A 16503-nucleotide genomic window follows, 5' to 3' on the forward strand; every position below is an offset into this window, starting at 1 on the left:
GCTTGAAACACGAAGAAATTAAAGATTTAATCAGCCAGATTGATTCGTCTACGATTCAAGAGTTTTCATTCCAAACACAAGCGGATTCTTTATATATTTCCAAAATTAAAGAACGCCAAACACAAACTGAACACACTGCAAGCACAAGCGCGAATCAACAAGCTACCACAAACGCAGAAGCTACACCTCCTGCAGTAGCCCAAGAGACGAAGAGTAATGAAACTATAGCGCCTGCCACAGAAGCAGCAGCAACACCTAGTGCACCTGCTACGTCAGCTGGCAAAACGATTGACAGTCCTTTAGTTGGTGTTGTTTATCTAGCTAAGAACCCTGATCAACCAGCCTTCAAGAAAGTAGGCGACAGCGTTGAAGCTGGTGAAACTGTGTGTATCGTTGAAGCGATGAAAGTGATGAACGAAATTCCAGCTGATATTTCTGGAACAGTCGTGAACGTCTTAGTTGAAGACGGCCAAGTTGTTGAATTCGGCCAACCATTATTTGAAATTAGCGAATAATTATTCTAAAGGAGTATTAAAAAATGACTGAATATGCAGAACGTAAAGAACCTGTTCTAACAGCTATGCAGGTACAAGAAATCATCCCTAACCGTTTCCCAATCTCATTTGTGGACCGAGTGGATGAAATTATCCCAGGTGAAAAAGTTGTTGCCCGTAAAAACGTGACGATCAACGAAGAATTCTTTGTTGGTCACTTCCCAGGAAACCCTGTAATGCCTGGTGCTTTACAAGTAGAAACAATGGCACAAGTCGGCTCAATTCCATTATTATCTCAACCAGATTTTAAAAATAAAATCGCTTATTTAGCTGGTTTAAACAACGTGAAATTCCGTAAAAACGTTGTACCTGGTGACGTACTTGAAATCACAGTTGAAATTGTGAAATTGAAGAAACGTATGGGTATCGGTAAAGGAACTATCCGTAATGAATATGGCGAGGTTTGTTCAGAAGCAGAAATGACCTTTATCATTTCTAACGTAGATAAAGTCGACTAGTTTGCTGGTCCAACCTGAAATAGGGCGAACGGCATAGAATAAGAGGTATTTGATGATTAATAAAGTATTAATAGCGAATAGGGGCGAAATTGCCGTCCGCATTATTCGTACATGTATTGAATTGGGAATCGAAACAGTGGCTGTGTATTCAACCGCTGATAAGGATGCCCTACATGTGAAATTGGCTGACGAAGCAGTCTGCATCGGAGGGCCAAAATCAGTCGATTCTTATTTGAATATGCAAGCCATTCTTTCGGCAGCTGTGGTCACGAACGTGCAAGCTATCCACCCAGGTTTTGGTTTCCTAGCAGAAAACAGCAAATTTGCCAAATTATGCGCAGAAATGAATATTGAGTTTATCGGGCCAAGCCCAGAAGTGATTGACTTGATGGGGGACAAGCAAAATGCTAGAGATACCATGAATGCAGCCAAAGTACAGACCGTTCCTGGTTCTGATGGTATCTTGGAAAGTCCTGGAGCTGGAATTGAGATTGCCAAAAAAGTTGGCTACCCAGTCTTATTGAAAGCAACTTCTGGTGGTGGTGGTAAAGGGATGCGGATGGTACATGAAGAAAGCCATTTCGCAGATGCATACTATGAGGCATCACGTGAAGCAAAAAATGCTTTTGGTGATGACCGTTTATACATGGAGAAAGTTATTTTCCCAGCCCACCATATCGAGGTTCAAATCTTAGGGGATAAATTCGGCAACGTCATCCATTTAGGTGAACGTGAGTGTTCAATGCAACGGAACCATCAAAAGGTGATTGAAGAGACGCCAAGTCCCTTTATTACTGAAAAGACGCGGGCCCAAGTGACTCAAGCAGCGGTTCGAGCGGCTGAGCAATTAAATTATGAATCTGCTGGTACCATTGAGTTTTTAGTGGATGCAGATCAAAATTATTATTTCATGGAAATGAATACGCGTATTCAAGTTGAACACCCAATTACGGAAATGGTTACGGGTGTTGATATTGTAGCTCAACAGCTACGGATTGCTTCTGGCTTACCTTTAGCCTATGAACAAAAAGACATTACCTTTACTGGTCATGCCTTGGAGTGCCGGATCAATGCAGAAATGCCAGAAAAAAACTTTATGCCATCTTCAGGCACGTTTGAATTTGCGCATTTTCCAGCGGGCGGTTTAGGCATTCGTGTGGATTCTGGCATTTATGCTGGCTACAAGTTGCCACCTTACTATGATTCTATGGTAGCGAAACTGATTACGCATGGTGATAATCGTCCACAAGCCATCAACCGTATGCTGCGTGCTGTGTCAGAAATGACCATTAAGGGTGTAGCGACAAACCAACAATTCCAATACGACCTACTATTTGATGAGGCCTTTGTAAAAGGGAATTATACCAATGATTATCTTGAAGCCAACTTCTTACCTGAATGGGCGAAGAGTCATCAAGCATAAATTAGCACGAAAGAAAGTAGATGAATTATGGCATTAAAACGCAGAAAAGCATATATTCCTATGCCAGAGGAAGATCAAGCAAAATCGAGCTTGCCTACAGATCCAAATAACCAAGCCTTCGTGCCAGATGGCATGTGGCAAAAATGTCCGCAGTGTCACCAAACGATTCTAACGGATGACTTGGGTGCTGAAAAAATCTGTCCACATTGCCAATACCACTTTAGAATTTCATCTAGTGAGCGATTAGCAAACGTAGTGGACAAAGGCACTTTTGTTGAAATGTTTCAACTAAGGGATAACCGCAATGAAGATCCTCTTTCTTTTCCAAAGTATCTGGAAAAGAAAGAAAAAGCGCGCGCTACAACTGGTTTAGACGAAGCTGTCGTAACTGGTGTGGGTGAAATCTTCGGCTACCGAACTGCCATTGGTGTGATGGACTCATTTTTCATGATGGGGTCTATGGGGACTGGTTTAGGTGAGAAAATTAAAAACTTGTTTAACTATGCAACTGAACACCAGTTACCAGTCGTCCTGTTTACCGCTTCTGGTGGTGCCCGGATGCAAGAAGGCACACTGTCTTTAATGCAAATGGCTAAGATTTCCATTGCTGTTCAAAATCATTCTAAGGCTGGTTTATTATATATTCCCGTCTTAACTGACCCAACGACTGGTGGTGTAACGGCATCGTTTGCTATGGAAGGGGATATTACCATTGCTGAACCAGGGGCCTTAATCGGTTTCGCTGGTAAACGGGTAATTGAACAGACGATTAGACAACAATTGCCTGAAGGTTTCCAAACGGCTGAACACCAACTGCAACACGGTTTTATCGATATGATTGTTGAACGTTGGCGCCAAAAAATCGTAATTGCTGAGCTATTACAAATGCACGGTGTCGCTAAAGGAGGTGCTCGATTTGAGAGTTAGTATGAAACAATTATTAAAAACCGTTGAGCAACCTAATGCGAAAATTACGCAAAAAATCCCTGCAGAAGTGGTAACAGCTTCACGTGATATCAACCGATTAACCACGTCTGAATTGGCTAAGAAAATCTGTGACGTCTTTTATGAGATGCATGGTGACCGTCGTTATGGTGATGACGGTGCGATTGTTGGTGGTGTCGGACAAATTAATGGCCGCGCAGTTACAATTGTTGGAACTGAAAAAGGCCACTCGGTTCAAGAAAATATCAAGCGTAACTTTGGGTCGCCTCATGCTGAGGGTTACCGTAAAGCCATTCGTTTGTTTGAACAAGCAGAAAAATTCAACCGTCCGGTGATTACCATTGTTAATACTTCCGGCGCCTTTTGTGACGTTGAAGCAGAAGACCGGGGGATTGGACAAGCCATTGCTGAATCTATGCAAACAATGGCTGGCTTAACTGTACCAACTATCACGATTTTAATGGGTGAAGGTGGGTCTGGTGGCGCGTTAGCCCTAGCTGTTTCAAATAAGGTATGGATGATGGAGAATGCCATGTATTCAGTCTTATCGCCAGAAGGGTTTGCAACAATTTTATGGAAAGACCCGAGTCGTGTACCTGAAGCTGCTGAATATATGAAATTCACGGCGCCTGACTTGCTGAATTTTAAGGTTATCGACCAAATTATCCCAGAGCATTACGGGAAAAAGGCTTTAGACCACGATGTTCAAGCACAATTGATTAAAGAAATGGTCTTGGAAGAATTTGACCAGCAATTGGCCATGTCAAAAGCAGATTTAATTGCTGCCAAAGAAGCACGCTTTAATCAATTCTAGTCAACTGACATCTTGAAAAAATAACTACTGTTGAAAGAAGGTGTGTCCTATGGTCGCATCTTCTTTTTAATTATTGGATAAAAATTTTCATGGATATGATATTGTGATAAGATAGGCTTAGAAGGAAGGGCGTTTACAGCCTGCATTTCCAACAGAAAATAAGATTTAAGAGGACATATAATGAGAAACCAAGATAATGATTTTGAACGATCATTTAAATTAGATATTGAAGAAGCGATTCAGCGTATTAAAGCGGGCGAAATGAGTGAATCGCTGAAATTGTTGCTGATTGCCCGTAAGAAAAGAAAGAGTGTCGTTGATTTTAGAAATTATATCATCGGCGTTTTATATGAAGAAGAATTAGAAAATGATTTGGTGGATATTTTCTCATTATTGATAGAATTTTATGGCGAAGGGGTTATGGCTAATCCTGATTTAATTGATGTCGAGGCAGAAATTGACTGGAAGTCTTTCTACCAATTTGTACAAAAAGCTATTCAAGGCCAAGTCAAATTGAACCTCCCTCAACACGGTCAAATGACACCCATTATGCAAATTATCATCGTGCCAGAAATGATGGAAAAGCTGGCCCAATTTGAGGCGACTTCAGACGATGATGCAAGTAATGTGGAGGTCTTACAAGGCCTACAAAAGTTATTCGACCAGTTAGTGGCTAGAGATAAACCCTTGACTATCCTTGAGAAGGCGCAGGTCAACCATCTGCTGGAATTGAGCGACAAGGTATCCATCGATAAATTGTTAAGTCTCTTAAATCGGGACCGGGATTTTGTCTTCCAATCGGATATTTTGCTTTATATTTTCCACCATCCACACGCAGACCAGGAAATTACTTTAACCAATGTCTACGATGAAACGACGACTATTTCACTCAGTGACTTATTTGAAATTGAAACCAATAGTCACTTCTTAGATTTGGTCTCCTACGTGGAGGAAGTTTATATCCACGAACCCTATCGAGTGGCCTATTTGATGGAGAATATTTTTGATATATATACCGTCATGTACCCATTTGTCGATGATTTAAACCAAATTGACCCGGAAGATATGGTAGAAGCCATTGGCCAATTAATGGAAAATGGCGACCCACTTGCCATTGACAATCAAGTCGTACAAGATATTTATCAATATTGGTTTTATGAGTATATGCAGAACTTTGCGAGTTTTGAATAAGAAGATGTAATGGATGATTAAAGGGTGAGCGGATGATAAAAATAGCCATAGACGGGTCAGTGGATGGGCAATTTGGGCCAGCAGGCGTTGGTATGGTCATTGTCCATGACGGGCAACAGCGACAAGAGAAATACCCTTTAAGTGGGGAAATGGACAACCATGAGGCCGAATTCCATGCTCTGCTATTATTGTTAGAAAAATTGCAGGCTGAGGGATTGAAAAATGAGTGGATCTTGTGTCAAACAGACTCCAAAATCGTCTTTGATGCCGTTAATAAGAGATTCCATAAACGCGACCCCTATAAAAGTTTGTTAAAGGCCATTTTAAATCAACTAGACCATTTTCCCATGTTTAATCTAAAGTGGGTGCCGGACCAAGCCAATAGGGGGGCAGATAACTTAGCCCGTCAAGCCATGCACCAGGCCAAGAAAATAAGCAACCAGCAGGACTAATTAAGGGATAAATGCAGACTGTCAATCGCATATACTGGATTTAAATTCGAATAACAGACACAAAAAAACCAGGTAGCAGGCGAATAAAGCCGTTTACCTGGTTTATTTATTATGATCGTAAATAACTTATTCTGCCTCTACTTTTTTAGGACGTGGTTTGCGCGCGCCCCAGTATTGGAATAGGTCAGTACGGATAGCCCCATTGTATAATTTACGTTTCTTAGTAGCTTTCTCACCGTAGTATTCTTCAAAGGCTAAGTCAGACGTCAGGATGTATTTACTCCAAGTTTTCATTGGACGGTAAAGATCTCCCATTTGTTTGTATAACTTATGCACGTAATCTTCGTCATTCAAACGCTCACCATATGGTGGGTTGGCTACGATCACGCCGTATTCTTTCGTCGTTGTGAAGTCAGATAATTGCATTTGTTTGAATTCAATTTGATCCCCAACACCAGCTGCTTCTGCATTGGCTTTTGCGATTTCAATCATCCGGTGATCAATATCTGATCCCATGATATCTAATTGAATGTCATGACGGATAGCCGCTTTAGCCGCTTCGCGGGCTTTTGAATATTCGCGGTTATTGAAGATATCCCATTCCTCAGAAATGAAGGCGCGGTTAATCCCTGGGGCAATATTTTTCCCGATTAATGCTGCTTCAATGGTTAGGGTACCTGAACCGCATGTTGGATCGTAAAATGGCTTGTCAGGGAACCAGTTAGTTAATTTAACAAGAGCTGCAGCCATGTTTTCTTTAAGTGGTGCGCCACCTTTTTCAGTACGGTAACCACGCTTAAATAGGGAAGAGCCAGACGTATCAATAGTTATCAAGGCTTCGTCCTTGTGGATGCTCACTTCGATAGGGTATTTAGCGCCTGTTTCAGGTAGCATACCACGGCGGTGGTAGTGGTCGCTCAGACGGTTAACAATCGCTTTTTTCACGATTTTTTGCACGTTAGGAACAGAATGCAATTTTGAATTGACTGATTTACCTGATACTGGAAATTCTGCGTCCATTGGAAGAATGTCTTCCCAAGGGATGGCCTTAGTCGATTCAAACAATTGGTCGAAGGTGATGGCTTTGAAATCGCCCATGACGATTTTGATACGGTCCGCAGTCCGTAAGTTAATATTTGTGTGGGCTACGTCATCAAGACTTCCTTCAAAGCGGGCACGGCCATTTTCTACTTGGACCTCGTAACCCATGTCACGTAATTCTTTACCGACTAGGGCTTCAATCCCTGCGGCAGCTGTTGCGATAAGTGGATATTTTGTCATATTGTACTCCTTTTGGGTGGTAAGGCTTCGTCTTATATTTAAGACTATTTTACCATGATTTCATCTCAATAAAAAAAGGTTGGAAAAGAATCCAACCTTTTGCCTGTTTGTAAATTTCGATAAGCCATGTTCTGTTCCCCGATATTACAGGTTTAATACCGGTTCGGTAATCATCTGTCTACTAAATAATTAGTCTCTTATTCCGTTTGTTTCCAGTCAAAGAGCGCCCCTACCAATGTTTGGGTTGCTCGCTCGAGGGGTTTACCGCGTTCCATTCAACTACTTTCATAGTTGACTCGTCTCTGTGGCACTTTCAAACTTACTAGCACATAGTCCAAAGACCTTAGTGGGTTCAGTTGCCGTCAAATTAATGCTTTAGCTTATTTTTTCGCTAAACACGAACACTACAAGCGTTGCAGCTTGTGCGAGCATGGACTTTCCTCAAGTATAAATATATACCCGCGATTACCTGAAATTTACAACTTCTAATGATAACACGAAAGTGATCAAATGACTAGTTATTTTCAAAAATAATAGTATGATCTTTCGTATCGTCTTCGTTCTCTTCGCTAGCATCTACTGTATTTTCGGCTTTGGCGTTTTGGCCACCGAATACAGCTTTTTCTAACTTAGACAAGCGACGTAGAATATCGTAGTTGGTTGTACCTTTTGATTGAGGTACTGTTGTAGATTTTGAGCGTTGGTTAGTGGCTTGGCGTCCACTTTCACTTGTACCAGTTGAGTGTTTTGCACGTTCTAACTCATTCTTAAGTGAGGCAATTTCTTTTTCATATGACTCATAGTCACGAATAATTAAATCTAAGAATTCATCTACTTCCTCTGTGTTGAATCCACGAAGGGCAGGTTTAAATTCTTTCTGTAAAATATCTTTTGTCGTCAAGTTACGATCAGCCATTTAAATAACACCTCATCATTTATATTTCTAAGTTCTATTATAGCATAGCTTTCATTATTTGTAATAAATGTAATATAATAATAGTTTAAGATTCTATCAAATTCAACAGCAAGCATTAGTCTAATTTAAACCATCAGAACATTGGCGCGGTAGTTATTTTCGTGTGGGTATATTATAATAATTAAAAAAGACGAAAGTGGGGAATCAACAGATGCAAACCGTATACACTTTTCTTGAAGAAACGTTAGAGAATAGCCATATTGATATTCCTTGGCGTTTATCCTATGTATCAGTATCCAAACAGGTGGTATTGCAAACATATCTGCCAGTGGTTGCCAATGATGAAATCACTTTTTTAGACAAAAATAACCAGCCTTTAGAAGGCATCGATTACTTAGAATTGAAGTTTATTTTTACAGCTGACCACCGTGCTAATGAAACAGAGAGTGGGATTTTTATCATTCAACCAAAAGACACTGAACACTTTCAAAAAGGGCACTTAGATATTCTAGCACAAGAAATTAGCCATCTTTTATATGAAGCCCGCTTGCAAATTAAAGAATTAATTAAAGGGGAAAGAATGGCGGTTGATTTGAAATGGCAAGCAGAAGAAGTGGACCAAATGATCACAACAAGGAGAGCCATTAAGCGCTATGACAATAGCTTATTATATTTAGGAGATGATACGAATGACTTGGTATGAGTTAATAATTGAAACAGACAATAAAAGTGAAAACCTATTAACCGAAATTTTGTGGGGCTTAGACTCTGCTGGGGTGTCCATCAAAGACGAGCAAGACTATATTGACTGGTCAGATGACGGCTTTGGTTCAGTGAAGAATGACCAGCCGGCACCAGGGTCATATGAAGTTAACCCGGTAGTTTTAGGTTACTTTTCAGATGATAAAAATATCGAAGACATCATCTCTGAAATCAAAACCTACCAAGCAAACTACAATAAGGAATTAGCGGCAGATCAACAAATTGTCATCCATGACATCCGCTATAGTCCCCTAGAAGATAAGGACTGGGAAACTGCTTGGCAGGCTTACTATGAACCAATCCATGTATCGCGCTTTATGGATATTGTGCCAATTTGGGAGAAAGACGATCAAGTAGCTGATCCGAAGAAAACCACTTTATTCCTAGATCCAGGTATGGCCTTTGGGACCGGTTCACATGAAACCACTAAGCTGGCATTACGTTTACTGGAAATCGCTATGGCTGGCGGGGAAGATGTCATTGATGTGGGGACTGGGTCTGGTGTCTTAGCCATCGCTGCGAAGAAATTAGGCGCTAATGACGTCGCTGCTTATGATTATGATGGGGCAATTTTAGATATTACCCGCAATAATTTTGCTTTAAATGACGTAGAAGACGCTATTTCCGTTGCCCAAAACAACATCCTAAACGACATCGATACTCAAGTGGATATTATCACAGCCAATATCCTATTTGAAATCCTGGAACCCCTGATCCCGCAAGCTTACACTAACTTAAAAGCAGATGGGCAATTGGTGCTATCAGGTATTTTCCATGACAAGAAAGACGACATGTTGGCCTTACTTGCTGCCAATGATTTTACCGTTGAAATCGTTATGAACATGGGTGAATGGTACGGTATTTTAGCCCATAAAGGAAAAGAATAAGATGCAAAGATACTTTATCGAAGAGGAAACCGCCCAATTAAATGACCAAATTGAGATGGATAAAGACGCCTACCATCATATGATTAACGTTATGCGGATGCAGATTGGGGACCAGGTAATTCTAGTCACCCAAACTGAACAAGTATTTATCGGTGAACTTGTTTCTCATGAAGGGAAAAGTGCAGTCCTTCGCCTAGTTGAATTGCGGGAAGAAAATAAAGAAATCCCGGTCGACACCACACTCTTTGTCGGCCTACCTAAGGGAGACAAGCTTGATTTAATCGTACAAAAGGCGACCGAATTAGGGGTCCGTCATATTGTGCCAGTTGCCATGCGGTATTCCGTCACTAAATGGGACCAAAAGAAAGCGGGCAAAAAAATTGACCGTTTGAAAAAGATTGCCAAGGAAGCTGCTGAGCAATCTCATAGAACTTTTGTTCCAACCGTCGAAGACTTGCATAGTGTTAGCATGGTAAGAAATAGAGTGGGCGAATTTGATCAAGTTTGCGTGGCTTATGAAGAGGTTGCCAAGTCGGGTGAAGCGGCCCTTTTGGCTAAGACTTATGCATCACTAAAAGCTAAGGATCGTATTGCCTTCATTACCGGACCTGAAGGGGGCATTCATCCAGATGAAATCGTCGAATTCACTGACGGATTCGACCATGTGCATTTGTGCGGGTTAGGGCCGCGGATTTTACGGACAGAAACAGCACCCTTATATTTATTATCAAGTCTGTCATTTGCAACAGAATTATTAGGTGACTAACAAAGGTTTGATAGGGTTTCTAGTCCATTTATATGGTAAGATAGGAGAAATATACAATCTAAATATTGATGCCAACCATATAAGTTATATCAAGGAAAGTAGGTGGTAACATGCCAAATAAAAAGAATTATACAAAAGCAGAAGTTTTAGCCTTATGTGCTAGCTATATGTCTGAAGCGAGGGTGGACTATGTCCAAAAGGCAGCAGACTTTGCTGAACGCGCACATATTGAGCAAATCAGAAAATCAGGCGAGCCTTACTTTGTCCACCCAGTTCAAGTAGCAGGTATTTTAGCCGAATTGAAAATGGACCCGGATACAGTCATTACTGGGTTCTTGCATGATGTTGTGGAAGATACCGGTATCTCATTAGACGATATCGCCTACTTCTTCTCACCGACAATTGCCACCCTAGTAGATGGCGTCACCAAATTAGGGAAGTTTAAATATAAATCACATGAAGAGCAATTAGCTGAGAACCACCGTAAAATGTTGTTAGCCATGGCCAACGATTTACGGGTCATCATGGTGAAATTAGCCGACCGTTTGCATAATATGCGGACGCTAAAATGGCATAAGCCAGAGAAGCAAGTGATTATCTCTACAGAAACGTTAGAAATTTATGCCCCCCTAGCTGACCGCTTAGGTATGAACCAGATTAAATGGGAACTAGAAGATACAGCGCTTCGCTATATGGATCCAGAATCGTATTACTCCATCGTTCAATTAGTAGATTCAAAACGCGACGAGCGGGCAGAATTTATTCAAACGACTATTGACGAATTGGAATCACAAGTAGAGGGGGCTATTACTGGTAAGTTTGAAATTTACGGTCGACCTAAACACATTTATTCTATTTACCGGAAGATGAAAGACCAAGGCAAAGAATTCGACCAGATTTTCGACCTGCAAGCTATCCGAGTGTTAGTGGAATCTGTTCGTGACTGTTATGCAGTACTTGGGATTGTCCACACTAATTGGAAGCCATTGCCAGGCCGATTTAAAGACTACATTGCCATGCCAAAAGCCAACATGTACCAGTCAATCCATACGACGGTTGTCGGTAACCAGCCAAGTCCAGTAGAAGTGCAAATTAGAACCTACGAAATGCACGAGGTTGCTGAGTACGGGGTTGCTGCGCATTGGGCTTACAAAATGGGTAACCATGAAAAGGTGGAGGCTTCACCTTTAGACGCCCAGCTAGATTGGTTTAACCAAATTGCAGAGTTGCAGGACGAATCTAAAGATGCCACCGATTTCATGGAAAGCGTGAAAGAGGACATTTTCCAAGACAATGTCTACGTTTTCACCCCAACTGGCGATGTGACTGAATTACCAGCGGGTTCCTACCCATTAGACTTCGCCTACTCAATTCACTCAGAAGTAGGGAATAAGACGATTGGTGCTAAGGTCAACGGCAAGATTGAGCCTTTGAACTACCAATTGAAAAACGGGGACATTGTGGAAATTCTGACATCACCGAATTCGGCAGGACCATCGCGGGACTGGGTAAACTTGGTGAAAACCTCGCGGGCCCGCAACCGAATCAAGCGATTCTTTAAATTGCAGGACCGTGACCAAGCGGTAGAACAAGGTCGACATGCGCTTGAAGAAACCCTTGATAATCTAGGCTTCAAATTAAAAGATGTCTACAAAAAAGAAGATATCAGTAAAACCCTAGACCGGTTCAACTTCTCGACTGAAGAAGACTTGTTTGCGGCGATTGGCTTTGGTGAATTATCATCAACTGCAGTCGCTAACCGTTTAACTGAGCGGGAACGCCGGTTACGCGCAGCTGAGAAGAACAGGGAATCTGTTGAAGAGACCCTAAAAGAATCAGGCGAACAGAAGAAACTCAGCAAGACTCAAAAGCAATCTAGTCATGTGCGCCGTAAAGCGTCTAAATCTAGTTCTGGTGTCATTGTTGAAGGTTTGGATTCACTCCTAGTCCGTCTAGCCCATTGTTGCAATCCTGTACCAGGAGACGATATTGTGGGGTATATCACTAAAGGGAGAGGAGTTTCCGTCCACCGCAGAGACTGTAAGAATGTGCAAGTCCCTGAAGATCAACAAGACCGCTTGATTCCAGTTGAGTGGGAAGATGCCAACAAGAATGTGGACAACCAATATGAAGTGGAAATTGTGGTTGAAGGTGAGGACCGGTCTGGTTTCTTGAATGAAGTTTTACAGATCATCACGCCGATTGCTGGATCAGTCACTAATATTAACGGGAACGTGAACCATGACGATAACTCTGTCAAAGTGAGACTTCGTTTTGTCATTCAAAACGTCAATCAACTAGATAAGATTATCGACCGGGTGAAAAATATACCGGATGTTTATACTGTTACCCGTGCTAAGGAATAAAGTAAAAATTGATAGTAATGAGTAATTTAATGGAGGGGTTGGATGCGAATTATCGTGCAAAGAGTTAGCCAAGCTAACGTTGCCATCGATGAAAAAGTTGTTGGTGAAATTAATAAAGGGTTCGTGCTTCTAGTAGGTGTTCATGATGAAGACACGCCGGAAACGGTGGCATATATGGCTAGAAAGATCGCTAATATGCGGATTTTCGCTGACGAGGATGATAAATTGAACCTAAACATCGACCAGGTGTCAGGTGAGATATTATCTATTTCGCAATTTACTCTTTATGCCAGAACTAAAAAAGGCAACCGTCCATCATTTATCGATGCCGCCAAACCAGACCATGGCGATAAAATGTACCAATTATTGAATAAAACATTAAGCAATGAGTATGGGTTAAAGGTTGCTGAAGGTGAATTTGGTGCTGATATGCAGGTATCATTAATCAATGACGGTCCAGTGACCATCATATTAGACTCGGATGAAGCTTAGAATAAAGCTTTATTAGATTCAACAGAAAAAAATACCGACTGCTAGAGAATTTCCGGCAATCGGTATTTTTCTTATTTTGGCATCAATGATTAAAAATCAATTATTGATAGTATATCACTAAAGCGTTGTATATGGCGTCGGCAACTTGGTTCCAGTATTCTTCTTGACTGAATACGGCCACGTCACTTGGTGTTGACATGTAGCCAAGTTCTAGTAGGACACCTTCGCCAGCTAATTCCCGGATGACTTGGAAGTCACCGAATTTAACACCGTTAGATTCTAAAGGTAATTGTTCCATTAATTGAGCTTGAATCTCTTGGGCTACAGGGATGGAATCATCGCCGTAGTAGTAAGCTGTTGTTCCGGATGCACCTGTTGATTCAATTGCATCATAGTGGAAGGAAATCAATAGGTCAGCATTTGCTTGGTTGGCTGTATATGGAATATCAGCTAAAGCAACATCTGAATCATCATCTCGGGTTAAAATCACATTTACGCCGGCTGCTTCAAGTTTTTCCTTAACGGTTAGGGCAGTTTGTAAGGTGACTTCTTTTTCATATAGACCGTCTGTTACAGCACCTGGATCGATACCACCGTGACCTGGGTCTAATACAATGGTCCGGCCAGCTAATGTACTGGTTGCTTCCGCTGCTTGTGCCTTATCTACCATGGCAGTTGAATCACTTTCTGATAACCAGTTAACGATATAACCCTCTGTACCATCGACTGAACGTACATGGTAGTATTCATTTTCTTGACCAAGGTAGGCAAACTGTTCGTTCAAGGCACCTTTGGCTAAGATTTCAGAATCTTTATTGGCTTCGCTACGAATATTTACGCCATCAGCAGTTGCTTTGACAGTGAAGTCGTAATCAGATAGAAATTCATCATAAGTTGATTGTTCTTCTTCTGTAATTTCAGTATCTTCCTCGTAGGCAATTGTTCCTGGTGTCACATCGATTTCTGTTTGTTTCACCCAACCAATTTCACCAGAAAGTTGAATTTGGGCCCAACCATCCGCTTGGTGTAAGATTTGGTATTTTGAATTCTTTTCGGCAGATGTTAAGACCGTCGCGTCCTCTGAGTTTTCTTCGTAGATTTGAATATCATCTATTAAGGTTGTGGCAATGAAATCAGAGGAATCGATATCTTGGTTATCAGCTAACCAAGTTGGTATCCAACCTACTTCATTGTTATCGAGTAGGACGTAGTACCAATTATTTTCTTGTCTGAGTATTCGATAAGGATTATTGCCGTCAAGTTGGTCTTTAATATCATAAGTTATCCCAGGTCCTTCACGAAGGTTGACAACATTGGTAGATAGTTCCTTATAGGATGCTTTGTTGTATTGATACAATTGTAATGAGGAGAAACCAACGATTCCTGTTACAAAAATAAGGTAGAGTAGGTAGACTACTTTATTTTGTTGGAAGTGGTTCTCAGAATGATCTGTCAATTCGCGTACACCTCAATAGTTCACCAGAAATTCCGGTAGAAAAAGTTTATATTTTTGCTAAAATTTGGCATTATTATAACTCAGTTTACCTTTCTTGTGACAAATGAACAACTAGAAAATATACTATCTTGACACTTTTTTTGTTTTGATATAAGATATGGGATGAATGATCCAATGAAAGAGCAAGAATAATTGTCGACATTTCTAGAGAGAGCTAACGGGTGAGAATGCTCAATGTCATTTATTTGCAAACACTCTGGAGGAGAATAGTGCAAAGCTATTCCGTCACGCACGTTACGCGTCGAGCAACAGCCATAGCTGTTGAAATTAAGGTGGTACCACGAAGTTAACTCGTCCTTATATTCCTATTATCGGAATGTAAGGACGTTTTTTTATTTTTATTTTTAAAGGAGGGTTATTGTGATTCAACGACCAAAAGGGACTGCAGACATCTTACCTGAAGATATGAATCTATGGCATTATATAGAAGAAACTGCCAGAAGAGTTCTAGACCAATATCGTTATTTTGAGATTCGTACACCCATGTTTGAAAGTTATGAATTATTTTCCCGTGGTGTAGGAGAAACAACAGATGTAGTGTCTAAAGAAATGTATGATTTTTATGACAAGGGTGACCGTCATATTGCCTTGAAACCTGAGGGGACAGCACCAATTGTCCGGGCATATGTGGAAAATAAATTATACGCACCTGAACAGGTGAAACCTTATAAAGTCTATTATATGGGACCAATGTTCCGTTATGAAAGACCACAAAGTGGTCGCTTACGCCAATTCCATCAAATTGGTGTTGAAGTATTTGGTGAAGCAAATGCTGCCAAAGATGTAGAAACGATTGCTTTAGCAATGGATCTATTTAAATCGCTAAATATCCAACATATCAAGCTAGTGATCAATTCATTAGGGGACACCAGTTCGCGTCTTGCTTACCGCCAAGCTCTAATAGACTATCTAACACCATTTACGGATGAATTATCTGAAGATTCGAAAACACGTCTACATAAAAATCCGTTACGCGTATTGGATTCAAAAGATAAAAAAGATATCGAAATCGTGGCCAATGCGCCGTCAATCTTGGATTACCTTTCTGAAGAATCAACTAAACGCTTTAATGATGTGCAATCTTTATTGACAGCCTTAGGTATTGATTTTGAAATCGATCCAAATATGGTACGTGGTTTAGACTATTACCAAGATACTATTTTTGAAATCATGTCTGAAGACAAAGTCTTTGGGGCCCAAACTACTATTTGTGGTGGTGGTAACTATGATGGCTTAGTTCAAGAAATTTCAGATGGTAAAGAGTCTGTACCTGGATTTGGTTTTGGGTTAGGTATTGAGCGTTTGATCTTATTGATGAAAGCTCAAGCAGTGGCGGTACCTGAAATGCATGCATTAGATGTCTATGTTGTGAATATCGGTGAAGGAACAGATGAAGCGGCTATGAAGATCATGCAACATATTCGTCACGCAGGTTTCTCAGCAGACCGGAATTTCTCTGGTGCTAAACCTAAAAAACAATTTAAAGATGCTAATAAATTAGGAGCAGATTTAGTTGTTACTATTGGGGAATCCGAATTGGAAAATAACCAAATCACGGTTAAACATATGACCTCTGGTAAAGAAGCTGCCTACCCGCTAGAAAAATTTGCGGATGATTTTGCAAGCATTTACCAAGAATTAAACCAGTAATAGTTATTTTTAAAATAGAGATACGAAACA

Annotated in this window: 16 protein-coding genes and 1 other RNA gene; 13 read left to right on the forward strand and 4 right to left on the reverse strand. The window is 40.8% G+C overall.

The features are described 5' to 3' along the window. Positions 1 to 2: 2 nt before the first annotated feature. The 7 genes from accB to AWM74_RS08760 all read left to right on the forward strand — a co-directional run bounded on the left by accB (position 3) and on the right by AWM74_RS08760 (position 5837). Positions 3 to 515, forward strand: a complete 513-nt coding sequence (gene accB, locus AWM74_RS08730) for an acetyl-CoA carboxylase biotin carboxyl carrier protein (protein ID WP_026465986.1) — start codon at positions 3 to 5, stop codon at positions 513 to 515. 23 nt (positions 516 to 538) lie between these two features. Then, entirely contained in the window at positions 539 to 1012 is a 474-nt protein-coding gene (fabZ, locus tag AWM74_RS08735) for a 3-hydroxyacyl-ACP dehydratase FabZ (RefSeq protein WP_026465987.1), read from the forward strand. A gap of 52 nt (positions 1013 to 1064) precedes the next feature. After that, positions 1065 to 2435, forward strand: a complete 1371-nt coding sequence (gene accC / locus AWM74_RS08740; protein WP_026465988.1) for an acetyl-CoA carboxylase biotin carboxylase subunit — start codon at positions 1065 to 1067, stop codon at positions 2433 to 2435. Positions 2436 to 2462: 27 nt separating this feature from the next. Then, on the forward strand, positions 2463 to 3362 hold the full coding sequence (gene accD, locus AWM74_RS08745; RefSeq protein WP_026465989.1) for an acetyl-CoA carboxylase, carboxyltransferase subunit beta: 900 nt from the start codon (positions 2463 to 2465) through the stop codon (positions 3360 to 3362). A 1-nt stretch (position 3363) separates the two neighbouring features. After that, complete coding sequence (accA, locus tag AWM74_RS08750; RefSeq protein ID WP_051218237.1) at positions 3364 to 4194, forward strand: carboxyltransferase subunit alpha; 831 nt, start codon at positions 3364 to 3366, stop codon at positions 4192 to 4194. 180 nt (positions 4195 to 4374) lie between these two features. After that, on the forward strand, positions 4375 to 5385 hold the full coding sequence (locus tag AWM74_RS08755; RefSeq protein WP_026465991.1) for a hypothetical protein: 1011 nt from the start codon (positions 4375 to 4377) through the stop codon (positions 5383 to 5385). A 32-nt stretch (positions 5386 to 5417) separates the two neighbouring features. Continuing rightward, positions 5418 to 5837, forward strand: a complete 420-nt coding sequence (locus AWM74_RS08760) for a ribonuclease HI family protein (RefSeq protein ID WP_026465992.1) — start codon at positions 5418 to 5420, stop codon at positions 5835 to 5837. 126 nt (positions 5838 to 5963) lie between these two features. On the opposite strand, the gene AWM74_RS08765 is transcribed toward AWM74_RS08760, so the two are convergent. From AWM74_RS08765 to gpsB, 3 genes are all read right to left on the reverse strand, one after another. Then, the gene (locus tag AWM74_RS08765; RefSeq protein ID WP_026465993.1) at positions 5964 to 7118 is read right to left on the reverse strand and encodes a THUMP domain-containing class I SAM-dependent RNA methyltransferase; all 1155 of its coding nucleotides are present in this window, start codon (positions 7116 to 7118) and stop codon (positions 5964 to 5966) included. Positions 7119 to 7233: 115 nt separating this feature from the next. Beyond that, positions 7234 to 7595: RNase P RNA component class B (gene rnpB / locus AWM74_RS08770), an RNA gene on the reverse strand. A 37-nt stretch (positions 7596 to 7632) separates the two neighbouring features. After that, entirely contained in the window at positions 7633 to 8034 is a 402-nt protein-coding gene (gene gpsB, locus AWM74_RS08775) for a cell division regulator GpsB (RefSeq protein ID WP_026465994.1), read from the reverse strand. 211 nt (positions 8035 to 8245) lie between these two features. Between gpsB and AWM74_RS08780 the strand changes: the two genes are divergently transcribed. From AWM74_RS08780 to dtd, 5 genes are all read left to right on the forward strand, one after another. Then, complete coding sequence (locus AWM74_RS08780; RefSeq protein WP_026465995.1) at positions 8246 to 8737, forward strand: hypothetical protein; 492 nt, start codon at positions 8246 to 8248, stop codon at positions 8735 to 8737. Continuing rightward, entirely contained in the window at positions 8724 to 9683 is a 960-nt protein-coding gene (prmA, locus tag AWM74_RS08785) for a 50S ribosomal protein L11 methyltransferase (protein WP_026465996.1), read from the forward strand. Before AWM74_RS08780 ends, prmA begins: the two co-directional genes overlap by 14 nt. A gap of 1 nt (position 9684) precedes the next feature. After that, complete coding sequence (locus tag AWM74_RS08790) at positions 9685 to 10449, forward strand: 16S rRNA (uracil(1498)-N(3))-methyltransferase (protein WP_026465997.1); 765 nt, start codon at positions 9685 to 9687, stop codon at positions 10447 to 10449. Positions 10450 to 10559: 110 nt separating this feature from the next. Further along, entirely contained in the window at positions 10560 to 12815 is a 2256-nt protein-coding gene (locus AWM74_RS08795; RefSeq protein ID WP_026465998.1) for a RelA/SpoT family protein, read from the forward strand. A 42-nt stretch (positions 12816 to 12857) separates the two neighbouring features. Then, positions 12858 to 13307, forward strand: a complete 450-nt coding sequence (dtd, locus tag AWM74_RS08800; RefSeq protein ID WP_026465999.1) for a D-aminoacyl-tRNA deacylase — start codon at positions 12858 to 12860, stop codon at positions 13305 to 13307. A gap of 100 nt (positions 13308 to 13407) precedes the next feature. Here the strand turns inward: dtd and AWM74_RS08805 are convergent, their stop codons facing one another. Further along, entirely contained in the window at positions 13408 to 14763 is a 1356-nt protein-coding gene (locus AWM74_RS08805) for an N-acetylmuramoyl-L-alanine amidase family protein (protein WP_026466000.1), read from the reverse strand. 417 nt (positions 14764 to 15180) lie between these two features. Between AWM74_RS08805 and hisS the strand changes: the two genes are divergently transcribed. After that, entirely contained in the window at positions 15181 to 16473 is a 1293-nt protein-coding gene (gene hisS / locus AWM74_RS08810; protein WP_034258176.1) for a histidine--tRNA ligase, read from the forward strand. Positions 16474 to 16503 lie beyond the last annotated feature (30 nt).

Source organism: Aerococcus urinaeequi (assembly GCF_001543205.1).
GTDB classification, from domain to species: Bacteria; Bacillota; Bacilli; order Lactobacillales; family Aerococcaceae; genus Aerococcus; species Aerococcus urinaeequi.

What these genes read in the sequence shown, in the direction of transcription:
- fabZ (WP_026465987.1), top strand. Translation starts at nt 539, where the DNA reads ATGACTGAATATGCAGAACGTAAAGAACCTGTTCTAACAGCTATGCAG.
- accC (WP_026465988.1), top strand. Translation starts at nt 1,065, where the DNA reads ATGATTAATAAAGTATTAATAGCGAATAGGGGCGAAATTGCCGTCCGC.
- accD (WP_026465989.1), top strand. Translation starts at nt 2,463, where the DNA reads ATGGCATTAAAACGCAGAAAAGCATATATTCCTATGCCAGAGGAAGAT.
- accA (WP_051218237.1), top strand. Translation starts at nt 3,364, where the DNA reads ATGAAACAATTATTAAAAACCGTTGAGCAACCTAATGCGAAAATTACG.
- AWM74_RS08755 (WP_026465991.1), top strand. Translation starts at nt 4,375, where the DNA reads ATGAGAAACCAAGATAATGATTTTGAACGATCATTTAAATTAGATATT.
- AWM74_RS08760 (WP_026465992.1), top strand. Translation starts at nt 5,418, where the DNA reads ATGATAAAAATAGCCATAGACGGGTCAGTGGATGGGCAATTTGGGCCA.
- AWM74_RS08765 (WP_026465993.1), bottom strand. Translation starts at nt 7,118, where the DNA reads ATGACAAAATATCCACTTATCGCAACAGCTGCCGCAGGGATTGAAGCC.
- gpsB (WP_026465994.1), bottom strand. Translation starts at nt 8,034, where the DNA reads ATGGCTGATCGTAACTTGACGACAAAAGATATTTTACAGAAAGAATTT.
- AWM74_RS08780 (WP_026465995.1), top strand. Translation starts at nt 8,246, where the DNA reads ATGCAAACCGTATACACTTTTCTTGAAGAAACGTTAGAGAATAGCCAT.
- prmA (WP_026465996.1), top strand. Translation starts at nt 8,724, where the DNA reads ATGACTTGGTATGAGTTAATAATTGAAACAGACAATAAAAGTGAAAAC.
- AWM74_RS08790 (WP_026465997.1), top strand. Translation starts at nt 9,685, where the DNA reads ATGCAAAGATACTTTATCGAAGAGGAAACCGCCCAATTAAATGACCAA.
- AWM74_RS08795 (WP_026465998.1), top strand. Translation starts at nt 10,560, where the DNA reads ATGCCAAATAAAAAGAATTATACAAAAGCAGAAGTTTTAGCCTTATGT.
- dtd (WP_026465999.1), top strand. Translation starts at nt 12,858, where the DNA reads ATGCGAATTATCGTGCAAAGAGTTAGCCAAGCTAACGTTGCCATCGAT.